Origin of the sequence: Blautia sp. Marseille-P3087 (genome assembly GCF_900120195.1) — a bacterium.
Classification (GTDB): domain Bacteria; phylum Bacillota; class Clostridia; order Lachnospirales; family Lachnospiraceae; genus Blautia_A.
In genome coordinates, this window is the sequence record NZ_LT635539.1 from 1063019 (window position 1) to 1079336 (window position 16318).

18 protein-coding genes and 3 tRNA genes are annotated in these 16318 nt (G+C 43.3%); all 21 read right to left on the minus strand.

The genetic code is table 11. The annotated features are described in order from the left end of the window. Positions 1-39: 39 nt before the first annotated feature. The 21 genes from BQ7344_RS05105 to BQ7344_RS05205 all read right to left on the minus strand — a co-directional run bounded on the left by BQ7344_RS05105 (position 40) and on the right by BQ7344_RS05205 (position 16294). Complete coding sequence (locus BQ7344_RS05105; protein ID WP_072523360.1) at positions 40-939, minus strand: diacylglycerol/lipid kinase family protein; 900 nt, start codon at positions 937-939, stop codon at positions 40-42. A 184-nt stretch (positions 940-1123) separates the two neighbouring features. Then, positions 1124-1197 (minus strand) — tRNA-Met (locus tag BQ7344_RS05110). Between the two features lie 25 nt (positions 1198-1222). Further along, positions 1223-1296: transfer RNA gene (locus BQ7344_RS05115), tRNA-Met, on the minus strand. An 8-nt stretch (positions 1297-1304) separates the two neighbouring features. Beyond that, positions 1305-1377, minus strand: a tRNA-Val gene (locus BQ7344_RS05120). A 105-nt stretch (positions 1378-1482) separates the two neighbouring features. Then, complete coding sequence (locus tag BQ7344_RS05125) at positions 1483-1965, minus strand: YdcF family protein (RefSeq protein WP_072521702.1); 483 nt, start codon at positions 1963-1965, stop codon at positions 1483-1485. Further along, positions 1965-2474, minus strand: coding sequence for an SEC-C metal-binding domain-containing protein (locus BQ7344_RS05130; protein ID WP_072521703.1), 510 nt, complete (start codon positions 2472-2474; stop codon positions 1965-1967). Before BQ7344_RS05130 ends, BQ7344_RS05125 begins: the two co-directional genes overlap by 1 nt. 280 nt (positions 2475-2754) lie before the next feature. Continuing rightward, positions 2755-3573, minus strand: a complete 819-nt coding sequence (locus BQ7344_RS05135) for an HAD family hydrolase (RefSeq protein ID WP_083585490.1) — start codon at positions 3571-3573, stop codon at positions 2755-2757. A gap of 60 nt (positions 3574-3633) precedes the next feature. Further along, the gene (locus BQ7344_RS05140; protein WP_072521704.1) at positions 3634-4914 is read right to left on the minus strand and encodes an adenylosuccinate synthase; all 1281 of its coding nucleotides are present in this window, start codon (positions 4912-4914) and stop codon (positions 3634-3636) included. 22 nt (positions 4915-4936) lie between these two features. Then, positions 4937-6370 carry an adenylosuccinate lyase gene (purB, locus tag BQ7344_RS05145; protein ID WP_015542322.1) on the minus strand — a complete coding sequence of 478 codons (1434 nt, stop codon included), beginning with the start codon at positions 6368-6370 and terminating at the stop codon, positions 4937-4939. A 117-nt stretch (positions 6371-6487) separates the two neighbouring features. Next, positions 6488-7237, minus strand: coding sequence for an amino acid ABC transporter ATP-binding protein (locus BQ7344_RS05150; RefSeq protein WP_072523362.1), 750 nt, complete (start codon positions 7235-7237; stop codon positions 6488-6490). 32 nt (positions 7238-7269) lie between these two features. Then, positions 7270-7917 carry an amino acid ABC transporter permease gene (locus BQ7344_RS05155; protein ID WP_072521705.1) on the minus strand — a complete coding sequence of 216 codons (648 nt, stop codon included), beginning with the start codon at positions 7915-7917 and terminating at the stop codon, positions 7270-7272. A gap of 158 nt (positions 7918-8075) precedes the next feature. Further along, positions 8076-8912 (minus strand): amino acid ABC transporter substrate-binding protein, encoded by an 837-nt coding sequence (locus tag BQ7344_RS05160; protein WP_072521706.1) that lies wholly within the window; start codon positions 8910-8912, stop codon positions 8076-8078. A 306-nt stretch (positions 8913-9218) separates the two neighbouring features. Beyond that, positions 9219-11000 (minus strand): ATP-dependent zinc metalloprotease FtsH, encoded by a 1782-nt coding sequence (gene ftsH / locus BQ7344_RS05165; protein WP_072523363.1) that lies wholly within the window; start codon positions 10998-11000, stop codon positions 9219-9221. Positions 11001-11096: 96 nt separating this feature from the next. Further along, positions 11097-11630 carry a hypoxanthine phosphoribosyltransferase gene (gene hpt, locus BQ7344_RS05170; protein ID WP_072521707.1) on the minus strand — a complete coding sequence of 178 codons (534 nt, stop codon included), beginning with the start codon at positions 11628-11630 and terminating at the stop codon, positions 11097-11099. Continuing rightward, on the minus strand, positions 11627-13030 hold the full coding sequence (gene tilS / locus BQ7344_RS05175; protein ID WP_072521708.1) for a tRNA lysidine(34) synthetase TilS: 1404 nt from the start codon (positions 13028-13030) through the stop codon (positions 11627-11629). The genes hpt and tilS overlap by 4 nt, the downstream gene beginning before the upstream one ends. Positions 13031-13051: 21 nt before the next feature. Continuing rightward, positions 13052-14545: a SpoIIE family protein phosphatase gene (locus tag BQ7344_RS05180; protein WP_072521709.1), complete on the minus strand. Its 1494-nt coding sequence runs from the start codon at positions 14543-14545 to the stop codon at positions 13052-13054. Positions 14546-14666: 121 nt separating this feature from the next. Beyond that, positions 14667-14981, minus strand: coding sequence for an FtsB family cell division protein (locus BQ7344_RS05185; protein ID WP_235816046.1), 315 nt, complete (start codon positions 14979-14981; stop codon positions 14667-14669). Beyond that, positions 14935-15339 (minus strand): spore cortex biosynthesis protein YabQ, encoded by a 405-nt coding sequence (yabQ, locus tag BQ7344_RS16915; RefSeq protein ID WP_072521711.1) that lies wholly within the window; start codon positions 15337-15339, stop codon positions 14935-14937. The genes BQ7344_RS05185 and yabQ overlap by 47 nt, the downstream gene beginning before the upstream one ends. Position 15340: 1 nt before the next feature. Continuing rightward, on the minus strand, positions 15341-15631 hold the full coding sequence (gene yabP / locus BQ7344_RS05195) for a sporulation protein YabP (protein WP_083585492.1): 291 nt from the start codon (positions 15629-15631) through the stop codon (positions 15341-15343). A gap of 75 nt (positions 15632-15706) precedes the next feature. Continuing rightward, a complete protein-coding gene (locus tag BQ7344_RS05200) occupies positions 15707-15946 on the minus strand; it encodes an RNA-binding S4 domain-containing protein (protein ID WP_015542300.1) in 240 nt (79 codons plus the stop codon). Between the two features lie 72 nt (positions 15947-16018). Then, positions 16019-16294, minus strand: a complete 276-nt coding sequence (locus tag BQ7344_RS05205; RefSeq protein ID WP_015542299.1) for an HU family DNA-binding protein — start codon at positions 16292-16294, stop codon at positions 16019-16021. Positions 16295-16318: the final 24 nt, after the last annotated feature.

Here is a 16318-nt window from a genome sequence, read left to right on the forward strand (position 1 = left end):
CTTTCTCCTTTTGGTTCTCGTTTGCATTATATGTCGTTTTTACTTTTTGCTGCTCTGAAGATAAAGATTCAGTGCCTTGTGTCTGTTTTCGATTTCTACATAACTGTGATTTCCGCCAAACTCTCCGTCCAGGGTCCACGGCACTTCCTCATCTGTTTCTATAGTAAGTTGTCTGGTTTTGAAGGAATAAATCATGTCCGTATTGTCTTCTGCCATCACAAGTGCTGTCATGATTTCCTGAAGCTGCAATGGATTCTTCGGATGAACAATCAGTGTCACCTCAAAAAATCCATCATTCATATCTACGTTCTTGCCCGTAAGATTCTTAAACCCTCCTACAGATCTGGAATTGGTGATCATTCCGACAATAAAATCATCTTCCACCTGAACTTCCTCAGAGCTCACTTTCATATGATAAGATTTGATATCAAAGAGGCGTTTTACCCCTTCCAGAACATAGGCAACATGTCCCAGAACGTTTTTCAGATCCTGGTCTGTCTCATAAGACACATCTGTAAATAAGCCAAATGCAGCTACATAAGCAAAAGTCTTCTGATTGAATCTTCCGATATCACAATGATACAATTCTTCCGCCATAATCATCTCTGCTACTCTGATCATATTTTTCGGCATAAAAAGACTGTTTGCAAAATCATTCGTACTTCCTGCCGGAATATATCCAATCGGAACACTGCTGTCCACCTCCATAATGCCGGTAACAACTTCATCCAGCGTACCGTCGCCACCGCTGCATACAATCAGATCAACGGAATCAGCATACTCCTTAGCTTTCTCATATGCATCTCTGGGAGCCTGCGTGGAACGGATAATAATCTCATAATTATGGCTGCTGAATATATCTACAATGTCCAGCAAATGCGTCTTGATCTTTCCTTTTCCTGCTTTTGGATTAAACACAAAAAGCATTTTTTTTGCCACGGTCTGATTTCCCCTTTCTTTTTTACTGACAGTGTATATCATACAACAAATCACGTCAAATTCCTAGATGCAAATTTTTTGTGTTAGTCCCCTCAAAAAATTTTGAAATCATTTCCCGTCAAAACAAAAATTTATCTACGTACAACAAAAAATCCTCTGAAATAAATCAGAGGACTTCATTCAATAGCGAGAGGGGGATTCGAACCCTCGACACCACGGGTATGAACCGTGTGCTCTAGCCAACTGAGCTATCTCGCCATATTCAGTTAGAGGCATAAAAAAGTAGCGAGAGGGGGATTCGAACCCTCGACACCACGGGTATGAACCGTGTGCTCTAGCCAACTGAGCTATCTCGCCATATTTAATGGGACCTATAGGGCTCGAACCTATGACCCTCTGCTTGTAAGGCAGATGCTCTCCCAGCTGAGCTAAGATCCCATTTGTATGCCTGTCATTATGCTTTCGCTTAACCGACTTCGTTAGTATACTATTTCCGAATCAATGTGTCAACACTTTTTTTATTTTTTTTAAATTTTATTTTTTTCATAAATTTCCGACAATTTTATCTTTCAGAATCGCAAGTATCTCCCTGGGAATATAAATGAGCAATCTCCAGGAACAATACCTTGACGGAAGCGGATAAATTTTCTGACATCCACATTTCTTTCCAATCGCAACACCGCGAAATACATGAAAGTTATTTGTCACGATTCCAATGCTGTAGTCCGTACTGCCGATCAGACGCAGACTGAAATCCAGATTTTCTTTTGTATTGGTTGACCGTTCTTCTTTAATGAGACGTTCCGGTGAAACACCATGCTCTGTAAGATATCTGTACATAGCCTCTGCTTCGCTGATCCGCTCCCCGTCGCCCCGTCCTCCGGAAAGCACAGCCTTCGTACCCGGATTTTCTTCCAGATACAGCAAAGCCCTTCTGACTCGTTCCAGAAGGGCTAATGTAAGCTTTGTGCCATTTACATGTGCTCCAAGCACAATTATATAATCCAGATCAGATCTGGTTTTCATTATCTGCCGCAGCAGTGTTTGTATTTCTTGCCGCTTCCACACGGGCATGGATCGTTACGGCCGATTTTGTGCGGTTTTACAACTGTACCGGACTTTTTCTGCTCTTTGTAAAGTTCTTTACGTTTTTCTTCAGTAAAGATGTCGTTCCACTGTGGCAGTTCATACAGCCAGTCAGCCTTTGCATCTACCATGTTCTTATAAAGAAGTTCTTTATCAAAAGCAAGTGTAACTTTGGTATTTTCATCCATGGTCTCGATCGGATTCGGGATCTTAAGGCTGTCGTTGATACCGTCAAGGAAACCAACCATAGTCATAACATCCTGTCCATATTTCTCAGCCAGTTCTTTAACTGTACCGCTTACCACTTCATCCGGATTGGAAAGAAGCTGCTCATAAATGCCTTTTTCGATATTAAAATAGTTTGCCCAGAATCTCTGGAGCTGATTGCGGTCTGCCTGCTGATTGTAGGCAATCTCACGCCACTGCTCTAAGATTGTTTTATCGCTCATTTGTTTATCCTCTTTTCAAAAATTTTGCCTGTGGTTCATTATATCATCTTTTTCACTAAAAGACAAATCATATTGTAATAATTTTTGTGAAAATTCTGTATAAATACTCATATAACGGTCATACTATAAGTGTTCCAATAAGATTTCTTTGAAGAACACTGCAAAAGATAACATAAGAAATACTTATTTATATCCTCCCCTTACGAAAGGTCTCAGGACTGACGCCCATGCCGCGGTTTTGGGGCTTTTCTTTTGTTCTTGTACGAAAAAACGTCTTTTTTTATTTCACGCCGAGTGCTTCCAGTTCTGCTGCTGCCTGCTTGAAACTCTTGAAACAGATTGTATGGATTCCTGCTTTCTGTGCTCCCTCACAGTTCACCGGACGGTCGTCAATAAACACACACTCCTCTGCTTTCAGTCCAAACCGGTCAAGCAGTGTCTGATAAATGTCAGCTTCCGGCTTTAACTGCTTCACATCACAGGAAAATACGGTACCGTCCATGTATTTGAGAAACGGCATTTCTTTTTTCGTACGATCCAGCATATATCTGCTATAATTAGACAGTACATATAACTGATAACCCTGGCTTTTCAGATATTTGGTCCAGGTTTCTGCATATGGCATTCTGCGCACGGTCTTTGGTGTATCTCTCATCACTGCCGCAATATCTTTGGCATACTCCGGTGCCAGTTCCTGACACTGGCGCACATAATTCTCCTCGTCATAAAGACCTCTGTCTCTTTCATCCCAGACCGGGCTCTGGAATGTTGCCCTCGCGATACGCTCACGCTTTTCTTCGTCAAAACCAAAGCTGTCGAGATAATCCTGCCAGTTAAATTCCACAAGCACAAGACCTACATCAAAAATCACATTTTTAATCATACTGCTTTTCTCCTGACCATCTTTCTTTTTATTTAGATATTTGAACAACATCAGAATCACATAACACATGACCGCAACAAACATCACCGTAAAAAGTGATGCCATAAATTCCTTCTGGGAAAAGTCGCCCTTCAGTGCAAAATACATCGGAAGGCAGAAAATTACCAGCAGAGCGATTGCTGCGATGATCGCCGCATATTTTTTCCAGTTTTTCATATTTACCTCTTTATTAAACAAATGCGCCGGAGAGTTCCCCGGCGCGTTCTATGTTGCTGATTACTTATTTCTGTAAATAATGTCGTTTCTTCCTGGTCCGTTGGAAATCATAGTGATCGGGAAGCCAATCTGTTTCTCAACGAATTCTACATATTTACGGCAGTTTTCCGGAAGATCTTCATAATTCTTGATTCCACGGATGTCTGTTTTCCATCCCGGCAATACTTCAAGAACAGGTTTTGCCTTCTCGAGAAGAGTTGTGGTCGGGAAATCTGTAGTAACCTTTCCGTCGATCTCGTAACCTGTGCATACCGGTATCTCATCCAGATAACCAAGCACATCAAGTACTGTAAAGGCAACATCGGTTGCTCCCTGCATACGGCATCCGTACTTTGAAGCAACACAGTCAAACCATCCCATACGTCTCGGACGTCCGGTTGTTGCGCCGTATTCTCCACCGTCTCCACCGCGTCTTCTAAGCTCATCAGCTTCTTCACCAAAGATTTCGGAAACAAAAGCACCTGCTCCTACTGCACTGGAGTAAGCTTTGCATACTGTGATGATTTTTTTGATTTCGTATGGTGGAACACCTGCTCCTATTGCACCGTAAGCTGCAAGTGTAGAGGAAGAGGTAACCATCGGATAAATTCCGTGATCCGGATCCTTCAGAGAACCAAGCTGTCCCTCAAGCAGGATCTCTTTACCTTCTTTTAATGCATTCCACAGGAAAAGGGAAACATCTCCTACATATGGAGCAACCATTTCTTTGTATTTCATGAGTTCTTCATAGATCTCGTTCGGATCAAGAAGTGGTTTGTGATACAGATGCTCCAGCATAATATTCTTTGTCTCGACAACATGTGCGATTTTTTCTTTGAGTGCATCATCATCGAACAGCTCATGTACCTGGAAACCGATCTTTGCATATTTGTCTGAATAGAACGGAGCGATACCGGATTTGGTAGATCCGAAGGATTTACCACCCAGACGTTCTTCTTCGTACTGGTCAAACAGAATGTGATATGGCATAACGATCTGTGCTCTGTCGGAGATCATGATCTTCGGAGCCGGAACGCCTCTTTCAACTACTTCATTATATTCTTTGAAGAATACCGGAATGTTCAGTGCAACACCGTTTCCGATCACACTTGTTGTATGGTTATAAAATACACCGGACGGAAGTGTATGCAGTGCAAATTTACCGTAGTCATTTACGATTGTATGACCTGCATTTGCTCCTCCCTGAAATCTTACAATGATATCTGCTTCCTGAGCAAGCATATCGGTAATTTTACCTTTACCTTCATCTCCCCAGTTTGCGCCAACTACTGCTTTGATCATAACACTTTATCCTCCTCGTGTTTTAGACGTTTATTTCCGCGGTCATGCCGAGCATTTCTTTATGTGCATCCAGAACCGGCTGTACAGTCTTTGTAATAAATGCAGTTGTCTGTTCTTTCGCTCTGCCAACATATCTGGACGGATCCATAGATTTCTGAAGCTCTTCGATTGTCAGGTTGAATGCAGGGTCTGCTGCAATTCTCTCAAGAAGGTCATTGTCTTTACCTTCTACCTTAACGGTACGTCCTGCTTCCATGGAAAGCTCACGGATACGCTCATGCAGTTCCTGACGGTCTCCGCCGGCTTTTACTGCATCCATCATGATGTTCTCGGTAGCCATAAACGGAAGTTCTGCCATCATGTGCTTCTCGATAACTTTCGGATAAACAACCAGTCCGTCTACAACGTTCAGGCACAGATCCAGAATACCATCAATTGCAAGGAATCCTTCCGGAATGCTGAGACGTTTGTTTGCAGAGTCATCCAGTGTTCTCTCAAACCACTGTGTAGCGGAAGTGATTGCCGGATTCAGTGCATCTACCATTACGTATCTGGACAGAGATGCGATACGCTCGCTTCTCATCGGGTTACGCTTGTATGCCATCGCAGAAGAACCAATCTGTGATTTTTCGAATGGCTCTTCCACTTCTTTCAAGTGCTGCAGAAGGCGGATATCATTTGACATCTTGTGTGCACTTGCTGCGATTCCTGCCAGAATATTCAAAACTCTTGTGTCAACTTTACGGGAATAGGTCTGTCCGGATACCGGATAGCAGTTCTTGAATCCCATCTTCTCTGCGATCATCGGATCAATCTTATCGATGGTCTCCTGATCTCCTTCAAACAGTTCAAGGAAGCTTGCCTGTGTACCGGTCGTTCCCTTGGAACCGAGAAGTTTCAGAGTGCTCATCACATATTCCAGATCCTCGAGATCCATCAGGAATTCCTGTGTCCAGAGTGTCGCACGTTTACCAACAGTCGTCGGCTGTGCTGGCTGGAAATGTGTAAATGCCAGTGTCGGCTGTTCTTTGTATTTATCTGCAAATTTTGACAGTTCTGCAATGACGTTTACCAGTTTTTTCTGAACCAGTTTTAAAGCTTCGGACATCACAATAATGTCGGTATTGTCGCCTACATAGCAGGAAGTTGCACCCAGATGGATGATTCCTTTTGCTTTCGGGCACTGTACACCGTACGCGTACACATGGGACATAACGTCATGGCGTACCTGACGTTCTCTTTCCTTTGCCACATCATAGTTGATATCATCTTTGTGAGCTTTCAGTTCATCGATCTGCTCCTGAGTGATGTTCAGGCCAAGCTCTTTTTCTGTCTCAGCCAGAGCGATCCACAATCTTCTCCATGTGCGAAACTTCATATCCGGAGAAAAAATGTACTGCATTTCCTTACTGGCATAACGCTCCGAAAGGGGACTTACGTATCTGTCTGTACTCATGTAATTTACTCCTATCATCTCACTCGATTAACCGCAGGAGAAGTATCGCTGCGGTTAATCAGATTTCCTATCATTACGCAGAAATTATATAACATCGCATCATTAAAAGCAATCCCTTTATTCCTCTCCCTGATGAAATTTGCCAAGGAATTCTTTGATTCGTGTATTATTTGAAGAAAATACCTCCTGCGGAGTACCTTCCACAGCGATCACGCCTTTATCCATAAAGATAACGCGGTCAGAAATATCTCGTGCAAAATTCATCTCATGAGTGACGATCACCATTGTAATGTGGAGATCTGCGAGGGAACGGATCACGCGCAGCACCTCACCGGTCAGTTCCGGATCGAGTGCAGATGTCGGCTCATCAAAAAACAAAATCTTAGGATTCAGTGCAAGCGCTCTTGCTATTGCCACTCGCTGGCACTGGCCGCCGGAAAGCTGATATGGATAAGCGTTTTCTTTATCGGATAATCCCATCTTTGCAAGAAGCTCTCTTGCTTCTTTGTAAACCTCATCTTTATTTCTTTTCTGCACATGTATCGGTGCATCAGTAATATTTTTCATTACTGTATAATGTGGGAACAGGTTAAAATTCTGAAACACCAGACCAAAACAGGACTGAATTTCTTTTAACTGTGCTTTGTTCGGCAGACAGACTTTTCCGTTTTCTGTCCAGGCTGTTTTCTTTCCCATGTAGCTGATCTCACCATCATCGAGCAGAGTCAGCAGTGTAGCGCAGCGAAGAAGTGTGGATTTACCGGAACCGGAGGAACCGATGATAGAAACGACCTCGCCTTCGTTTACATGAATTGACACGTCTTTCAAAACCTGAAGACCGTCAAATTCTTTTTTGATATGATTCATTTCCAGAAGACTTGTACTCAAAGCATTTCCTCCTAACGATAGTAATTCAGTTTCTTTTCAAACCATTCCATAACCCATGCAACTACAAAGTTGAAGATGTAGTAGAATACACCGGCGATCACAAACGGAATAACGGTGGTCTGTGCTGCCGCAATCTGTTTGGCAAGGGCAAACATTTCGATATAAGATACGGAATAAACAAGGGATGTGTCTTTTACAAGAGTAATAACCTCGTTTGTCACTGACGGAAGTACGATCTTAACCACCTGCGGAAGTACGATCTTGAAAAAAGTCTGGCTCTTGTTATAGCCAAGGAGCTGTGCGGCCTCATACTGACCTACCGGAATAGACTCGATTCCGGAACGGTAGATTTCTGCAAAGTATGCCGCATAGTTCAGAGAACATCCCAGAATGATCGCAGTAAACTTGTAGTTACCGATATTCATTCCCCAGAGGTAAAACGGTCCAAAATACCACAGCAGCAGCTGCAGCATCAAAGGTGTTCCACGCATAATAGAAATATAAGCTTTAATAATCCAACTCAGTGGCTTGAACTTGCTCACACGTCCGAAATATACCACCATACCAAGCGGCAGGGAAAATAACAGGGTCAGACAAAAGATCAGCAGTGTCTGCCCGAACCCTACGGTAAGCTGTTGTAACATTACCTGAAAACTCATGTACTCTCCTCCAAAAACCTACAAGAGGGATGCCACCCGGAACCCGGGAAGCACCCCATTCTGTATTCTTATTGTTATTGCAACTGTTCAGTACCTTCACGGTTACGAGCCAAAACGCCTCGCGGGATACTACCTACTGAATAGTCACTTTTTATTAATTATTTCTCTTCTGCTGTATCATCTTTTGATGTGTCATCAGATGCTTTCAACGTTACCATATCAGAAATCTCATATTTCTCTGCAAGCTCTGCAACTGTACCGTCATCTGCAAGTTTCTGAAGGTCTGCATTTACGATATTGCAAAGTTCATCGTTGCCTTTCTTGAAGCCGATTGCATACTGTTCGGTATTCAATGTCTCATCAAGAATCTTGAATCCCTCTCCACGGGAATTCAGCTGATATTTTGCAACTCCGATATCAATTGCCAGTGCATCCAGTGCTCCGGCCTGCAGTTCTGTAAATGCTGTGTTGTAATCAGCAAATTCATTCAGAGAACCAAAGGTATCAGCCAATTCTTTCTGTCCGCCTTCTTCTTCACTCTGAAGAAGATCCAGTGCTGCAGAAGCTGCCTGTACACCAACAGTCTTTCCTGCAAGATCTGTCAGTTTGTCGATTCCTGAATCCTCTGCAACAACGATTACCTGACTGTTGTCTACGTATGGATCTGAGAATGTATAATCATCTTCTCTTCCGTTCATGGTAAATCCATTCCAGATGCAGTCGATAGATCCAGAATTTAGTTCCATATCCTTAGAATCCCAGTTGATTGGTTTTTTCTCAAGTTCCCATCCTTCAAGATCACATACTGCCTGTGCCAGTTCAAGGTCAAATCCCGTATATTCCCCGTCATCGTCCATATAGCCATATGGCGGATATTCTGCATCAAATCCGACGATCAGTGTCTTGTCCTCGATTCCTGCCTGTACACTGACTGCGGATACCATTCCCATTGCCATTACTGCTGTCATCAAAACTGCAACTGTTTTTTTCTTCATATCTCTATCTCCTCTTAACATATTTTCATGTTTTAGCACATGGTCACTCTACCTCGTGAAAGTATTGATATCGTACCATACCGCCTGTGCCATGTCAATAGAATTTCATATTTTTAGACAGTAAAAAAGACAGCGGGATAAGCTGTCTTTTTTGGAGAAGGTATTTCTTCTTATGGGGTGTAGCAAAAACTATATAATGTATTGGGGGGTTTTTACGGTTATTATAGTACCACGCGTCCCCCGAAAAGTGTGCACAAACTTCACAAATTTCACCATTACTTTTTGTCTATTTTGTACACTTTCTTTTTAATCTTCTGCATTTTCCAATGTAAAAAGTGCCTCAAACTCATCACGCTGGATCTTTTCCTTCTCTAAAAGAAGTGCTGCACACTTATGCAGTACATCCATATGCTGGGAAACAATCTCTCTTGCTTTTGCATGGCATTCATCAATAATACCATGAACTTCCTGATCGATCTCTTTTGCAACTTCCTCGCTGTAGCTTCTTGTATGAGCCAGATCACGTCCGATAAATACTTCATCCCCGTCATCACCGTATGTGATCAGACCGAGTTTATCAGACATACCATACTGCATCACCATTGCACGCGCAGTACTTGTCGCACGCTTGATATCATTTGATGCACCGGTTGTGATATCGCCAAAGATGATCTCTTCAGCGACACGTCCTCCCAGAAGTGTCGTGATATCCTGAAGCATCTTGCCTTTTGTGTTGAATATTTCATCATTTTCCGGAAGCGGCATGGTATATCCGGCTGCTCCCATTCCTGTCGGGATAATGGAAATCGTATATACCGGATCCATATCCGGAAGTACATGAAACAGGATTGCATGACCAGCTTCATGATAAGCAGTGATCTTCTTTTCTTTTTCGGAGATGACTTTGCTGCGTTTCTCGGCTCCGATACCAACCTTGATAAAGGCATGCTTGATATCCGGCTGCGTAATATAGCTCCGTCCGGATCTTGCTGCCATGATTGCAGCTTCATTCAGAAGATTCTCAAGATCTGCTCCGGTAAATCCGGCTGTTGTCTGTGCGATCTGTGCAAGATTCACATCCTCGCCAAGTGGTTTGTCTTTCGCATGGACTTTAAGAATTTCTTCTCTGCCCTTTACATCCGGTCTGCCGACTGCAACCTTACGGTCAAAACGGCCAGGACGCAGGATTGCAGGATCAAGAATATCCACACGGTTAGTCGCTGCCATTACGATGATTCCTTCATTGACACCAAATCCATCCATCTCAACAAGGAGCTGGTTCAATGTCTGTTCTCTCTCATCGTGGCCACCGCCCATACCGGTACCACGCTGTCTTGCAACCGCATCGATCTCATCGATAAAAATGATACACGGTGCATGTTTCTTGCCTTCTTCAAAAAGATCGCGGACACGGGATGCACCTACACCGACAAACATTTCCACGAAATCAGAACCGGAAATGGAGAAGAATGGAACACCTGCCTCTCCGGCTACTGCTTTTGCAAGAAGTGTCTTGCCCGTTCCGGGAGGGCCTACAAGGATCACTCCCTTCGGGATTCTCGCACCCACATTTGTGTATTTCTGCGGTGCCTTAAGGAAATCCACCACTTCTACCAAATCTTCCTTTTCTTCCTGAAGTCCGGCAACATTCTGGAAGGTAACTTTCTTGTCATCCGGAAGCATCATTCTTGCACGGCTCTTACCGAAATTCATCATCTTGGCATTTCCACCGCCGCCTGACATCTGACGGTTCATCATAAGAAAAAGAAAAATTACAAGTGCACCGGTAAGAAGTGTCGGAAGAAGTGTCGTCATAAATACACTCTCCTGCGGAACATCTGCAATCTCAGGATGAATATCATAACTCTCCAGAGTATCTTCCGCATCCTTTACATCAGTTACATATACACGTTTCTGGCCTTCACCCTCGATATCCGCAACAACAGATCCTGTCGGAACCTCTCTGTTCTGGTATATCTTCGCGGATGTGACCTTTCCGTCCTTGGCAGCCTGTTTCATGCTCTCCATGGAATAGCTGCTCTGTGATGTCACCTGATTATTCAGATAAAAATAACCGGCTACAAGCATCACGATCAATACAAGATACAGGCCAATTCTGCCTGACTGTCTGTTCACCTGCTGTTTTCTCCTTTCAAATCTGGTCTGTCACTGTGAACGTATTCACTAGTCTTCCTGGTCTAATTCAACCACTCCGATAAACGGAAGGTTTCTGTATTTCTGTGCATAATCCAGGCCATATCCGACAACAAACTCATCCGGAATGTTGAAGCAGCAATAATCTACTTTAACGTCTTTGACTCTGCGTTCCGGTTTGTCCAGAAGTGTGCACAGATGGATGCTGTTTGGATTTCTGCCTTTCAGGATATCGATCAGATAGCTTAAAGTTCTTCCTGAGTCAATAATATCCTCCACGATCAGAACGTCCTTGCCGATCAGCGGCTGATCCAGATCCTTTACGATCTTTACGACGCCGCTTGATTTGGTATCATCACCATAACTGGAAACAGACATAAAATCAAGAGACACCGGAACGGTAATTCTCTTTGCCAGTTCACAGGTAAAAAATACGCCACCCTTCAGGACACAGATCATATGGATCTCTTTTCCTGCATAATCCTTGCTGATCTTTGCTGCAATCTGTCTGATTCTTGCATCCACTTCTTCTTCACTAAGTAAAACCCTGATTTTTTCGCTCATTCTATGCTTCCTCCTTGGTATGTAATTTCCAGCACCTTCTCTGTCTGAGAAGTAATCTTATACCGTTCGCTGATCCTGCCCCCTACGATCCAGAGTATTTCATCCTTTGCAGCCACAAGAGGGATTTCCTGCCGTATCTCGCCCGGAATCTTATCGTCGATCATACAGCGTGTCAGCTTTTTGCGTCCGCCCGACTGATTAACGATCATATAATCTCCGCTTCTTCGCGTCCGGACAGACAGTTCGCAATTTATTTTATCACAATCTAACCATTTCGTATACTTTTTTTCTAAAATCTTCTCTCCCGAATATGGAAAAATACAGGTTCTGAAAGTTTCATTCTCCCAGATTGTATCTCCTTCCATGTTCAGTACCTGTGCTTCTTCCGTTCTCTCCAAAATTTCTTCTGTTTTCTTTTGAAGTTTTACTCCTCCATAACATCGCAGAGCCTCCACACCATAAGGAAGACTGATTTTTCTTCCGCTCTGATTTTCATAAAGCTTCTGCACCTGTCGAATATGTCCCGCTGTAAGATCATTCCTGTGCCCGCTTAACCGCTCCAGAATTTCTCTTACCGCATAATTCTGGAGAATTGTTTCTTTTGTAAAAAACTCTTTGTCCAGAAGATACGTCCCGTCTTTTCCTGCACAGTTATCTGCCATTTCTTCCGCTTTTGTTTTAAAATACTCTTCTGCCTGCCGGAACAGCTCGGATGCTTCAGCCATATGTGAAACAGCTTTTGCATTTATTTCCTGCGTCATCAGCGGCAGAATATGATGCCGGATACGATTTCTCGTATAATCATCCTCAAAATTGCTGCTGTCCATTACTGACGGAATTCCTGTCTCTTTTATATAATCGACAATTTCATCCCGTTCTAAACAGATAACCGGACGGATAAATTCACCATTAACCGGTTTCAGAGCAGCCATTCCACGGATTCCGCTCCCTCTCGCAAGATGATGGAGCATTGTCTCGGCAACATCGTTTTTGTTATGTGCAAGTGCAATCCGTATGTCACCATCAGAAGATGTACATTTCTTTTTTTCCTCTTCGAATGCTGCCCTTCGGACCTTCCTGCCTGCTTCTTCGGTTCCCATCTTCCATTCTGCTGACAGACAGGGCACATCATAACTATATACGCAGCACGGGATTTTCCATTCTCTGCAGATCTTCTGCACCGTTTTCTGATCCCGCAGTGCTTCCTTTCCACGAATGCCGTGATTTACGTGCACTACACGCAGAAAAAAATTATATTCTTTCTGAATTCTCCGAAGGATATCCAGCATTACCATTGAATCGGGTCCACCAGAAACTCCTGCTATCACAGTGCATCCCTGCTTTATCATTTCTGTTTCTGCAATATACTGTTTTACTTTCTGTAGCACCTGTTCCTGCATTTACTCTTTTCTCCCGTGCTTTTATTTTCGAACTACACTGGCAACCAGAACCGTCATATCATCTCTTGCCCGGTAATCGCTGTATCCCAGCACACGTTCAAGTATCCCTCGGCTCACTTCGCGCGGTGTCTCATCCTGAATATCCATGATGATTTCTTTCATTGTTTCTTCTTCTCGCTCTGTCGGAAGAGCATCCAGTACCCCGTCCGTCATCATGATCAGATAATCTCCATGATAAAGTTTCCGCGAAGCCATATCAAAATCCATCCGCTGTACCAGTCCTGCCGCAAGGCTTTCTGATGAAATTGCCTCTACCCAGTGGTCACGTTTGATAAATGTGGATGCCGCTCCTGCTTTAAGGAACTCACAGATTCCCGTATAAAGATCGACTGCACAGATATCTACCGTAGAAAACATTCCCTCCTGCCCTTTCAACACAAGCGCCGAATTTACCATGCGGGCTGCCGCTTCCTGTGTAAAGCCGGATTCCAGAAACTGTTCCAGAAGCTCCACGACGATTTCACTTTCCCGGCAGGCATCCATGCCGGATCCCATCCCGTCAGAAAGGCACATCACAAACTTTCCGCCATCTTCCTGTCGGCAGATATAGTTGTCACCTGATACTTTTTCTTCTTCTCTTGTCAGTCTGGATATTCCATACAGCATCTGATAACTGACATCTTCCACAAAATGGACTGTGTGAAATTCACCATTTACAATACAACGGCTGCCGGCAGATGACGTCATCGGTGACTCACATATCTCAGAAAGCACCTGTGAAACATCCGTCACGGAAACACACTGACCGCTTCTGGCACGCATATTAAGAAAAATCTGCCGCCGTCCCTCTGCCTTATCCATCACCCATGCCTGTTTCAGGATCACGTGACGCCTGCGAAGCATCCTGCGCAGTTCTTCCTGAAATTCCGGCTCCGCAGGTGAAATATCATAAAGATCACTTGCCACCATCTCCATGATCCCGGCTATTTCTGTCAACTGCTGTGCGACGGCAAGTCTGCTCTCGATCATACGGTTTGTCCACACCAGATTCTGTTTTTCATTTCGAAAATTACGTCGTATTACATCCAGATACTGGTAGGTTTTCCCACATAGTTCCGACCACTGTGTACGGAGTTCGTCAAGTTTTTCTTCATTACCAGCTTCCATTGCCCGTACAATACTCTCCACACCTTTACACAATTCGGTCGAGCGGTTTCCCCAGCACAATTCCCGATGATAACAGTTCGCACATACCTGAGCGTTCGTCTCCACCAGAATATTATCGATCTGACCACTGCTTAAAAATTCTTTTTTATATGGCATTCCATAAAACGTATCTGCAAGCTTCTGAAACGAGGCTGCATAACGCTCCACCTTTTCTTTCTGGGGATGCTCTTCACACAAAGAAAACGCTTCTTCTTTTTTTGACATTCTCCCCGTCAAAATAGTTTTTGCCATGTCCCGCAATATCAAAAGTACACTGATCACGAGCATGGCAATTATCCATTCCTGCATATATTCCCCTCCCCTAATACTTTCCTAGAAAAATATTATAAGAAGGTTTCTTTAAAATATCTGTCAAACAAAGGCGGCTGTCAAGAAAAACTTTTCTGCAAAATCTGCTTTATTTCTTAGGTTACTTTTCTTCTTCAAAAACGATCTCGTTTCCCTTGACGAGACCAAGCTTATCTCTCGCAACTTCTGCGATGTATTCATCAGTCTGCATGTATTCCTTCTGCTCGTCGATTTCTTTCGTCCGGTCCTGCTCATCCTCAATGGATTGCTGCAGCGCTGCTGCCTTCGCATCATACACTGCAATACGGGCTTTCAGATTATTACTCTGCATCGTCAGCCCGACCAGAAGAATCAGAACAACGATAGCGATTGCAGCCATACCTAAATAGTTATTCGCTATTTTTTGATTGCTTCTTCTCTTTTTGGATTTTTTCAAAACGCCTGCCCCTTCTAAATTTCCTATTACGCTTCTTTAAATGCCTATGTATTAAAATACTACATCTTTTTACCGGAAATAGCAACCGATTTAACAAATAATTTGCAAAAAAAGCACCAATTAGCGCACCGGGCAATAAAAACAGTCGAAGTTCCCCGTAATTGCATCGAAACAACGCAAAAAACAGTAGAAATCCTGCTGCCAGCCAGTATAAAAAGTCTGTCACCGATCTGATTCCGCGTCTCCCGAAAAAGTGATATAAAAGGCCACAGAATATCCGATACGCGGCGCACAGCATCATGCCGCTCATAATCGCGCGAAGAAAAAGAGCAGTCTCAAATTTCATATAACTGCTCATTTCAACGGAACATCCTTTTCAAAATAGATTCGTCTTTTTTGTGTGCATTCCTGGTAAGGTACGAAAGACTGTCCACACGTCCCTCCACCTCGGCATCACCCTTTTCCAAGTTCAGTTTTCGTACGTGAAGCTGTTCGCCTTTCAGAAGTATTTTACCCGCTTCCGAAAGAAGAAGTACCTCATTTTCATTAAATGAATGAATTTCCTGTACTCCGGTGATCACTGCCTTCTTTCGGTTTTCCAGCAAAACGCGATGTACCCCGGCTGACTGTTTCTCTTCCATCATGATCATCCATTCAGAATTTCCTTACTGAAAATGTATGCACACTTCATGACAAATAGACGTCTTACGTATAAATCGTATCCTTTAGAGATAACGGAAAAGATTTTCTGCATCTTCTTTGCGCACGGTGTCTTTCACATCAAGAACTTCCACTTTTACATTTTTACTTCCAAACTGAATTTCAACTGTATCTCCTGCCTTCACCTGTACAGATGCCTTCGCCGGCTTATCATTGACCAGCACACGTCCTGCATCACAGGCTTCGTTGGCAACAGTTCTTCTCTTGATCAGTCTCGAAACCTTCAGATATTTATCAAGTCTCATGTCTGCCTCCCAAATATATTTATATATAAAAGAAAAAGGGGAACTGTACGTTCCCCCAAGATACATCTTTAATTATGCATTTACCATGTCTTTCAGAGCTTTACCAGCTTTGAATTTCGGTGCTTTAGAAGCAGCGATTGTCATAGTCTCGCCTGTCTGTGGGTTTCTTCCTTCTCTTGCAGCTCTTTCGCTTACTTCAAATGTGCCAAAGCCTACAAGCTGAATTTTTCCACCTTTTTTTAATTCATCTGCTACAACATCAGTAAAAGATTTTAATACAGCCTCTACGTCTTTCTTGGAAAGGTTTGTTTCTTTCGCCATAGCTGCTACTAATTCTGTTTTATTCATGGTGTTCCTCCTCTAAAAACCTCA

Bases quoted from the DNA above. Each gene is read 5' to 3' on its own strand.
- BQ7344_RS05125 (WP_072521702.1), bottom strand. From the start codon at position 1,965: ATGAAAACCAGATCTGATCTGGATTATATAATTGTGCTTGGAGCACAT.
- BQ7344_RS05130 (WP_072521703.1), bottom strand. From the start codon at position 2,474: ATGAGCGATAAAACAATCTTAGAGCAGTGGCGTGAGATTGCCTACAAT.
- BQ7344_RS05135 (WP_083585490.1), bottom strand. From the start codon at position 3,573: ATGAAAAACTGGAAAAAATATGCGGCGATCATCGCAGCAATCGCTCTG.
- BQ7344_RS05140 (WP_072521704.1), bottom strand. From the start codon at position 4,914: ATGATCAAAGCAGTAGTTGGCGCAAACTGGGGAGATGAAGGTAAAGGT.
- purB (WP_015542322.1), bottom strand. From the start codon at position 6,370: ATGAGTACAGACAGATACGTAAGTCCCCTTTCGGAGCGTTATGCCAGT.
- BQ7344_RS05150 (WP_072523362.1), bottom strand. From the start codon at position 7,237: ATGAATCATATCAAAAAAGAATTTGACGGTCTTCAGGTTTTGAAAGAC.
- BQ7344_RS05155 (WP_072521705.1), bottom strand. From the start codon at position 7,917: ATGAGTTTTCAGGTAATGTTACAACAGCTTACCGTAGGGTTCGGGCAG.
- BQ7344_RS05160 (WP_072521706.1), bottom strand. From the start codon at position 8,912: ATGAAGAAAAAAACAGTTGCAGTTTTGATGACAGCAGTAATGGCAATG.
- ftsH (WP_072523363.1), bottom strand. From the start codon at position 11,000: ATGCTTGTAGCCGGTTATTTTTATCTGAATAATCAGGTGACATCACAG.
- hpt (WP_072521707.1), bottom strand. From the start codon at position 11,630: ATGAGCGAAAAAATCAGGGTTTTACTTAGTGAAGAAGAAGTGGATGCA.
- tilS (WP_072521708.1), bottom strand. From the start codon at position 13,030: ATGCAGGAACAGGTGCTACAGAAAGTAAAACAGTATATTGCAGAAACA.
- BQ7344_RS05180 (WP_072521709.1), bottom strand. From the start codon at position 14,545: ATGCAGGAATGGATAATTGCCATGCTCGTGATCAGTGTACTTTTGATA.
- yabQ (WP_072521711.1), bottom strand. From the start codon at position 15,339: ATGAGCAGTTATATGAAATTTGAGACTGCTCTTTTTCTTCGCGCGATT.
- yabP (WP_083585492.1), bottom strand. From the start codon at position 15,631: ATGATCATGATGGAAGAGAAACAGTCAGCCGGGGTACATCGCGTTTTG.
- BQ7344_RS05200 (WP_015542300.1), bottom strand. From the start codon at position 15,946: ATGAGACTTGATAAATATCTGAAGGTTTCGAGACTGATCAAGAGAAGA.
- BQ7344_RS05205 (WP_015542299.1), bottom strand. From the start codon at position 16,294: ATGAATAAAACAGAATTAGTAGCAGCTATGGCGAAAGAAACAAACCTT.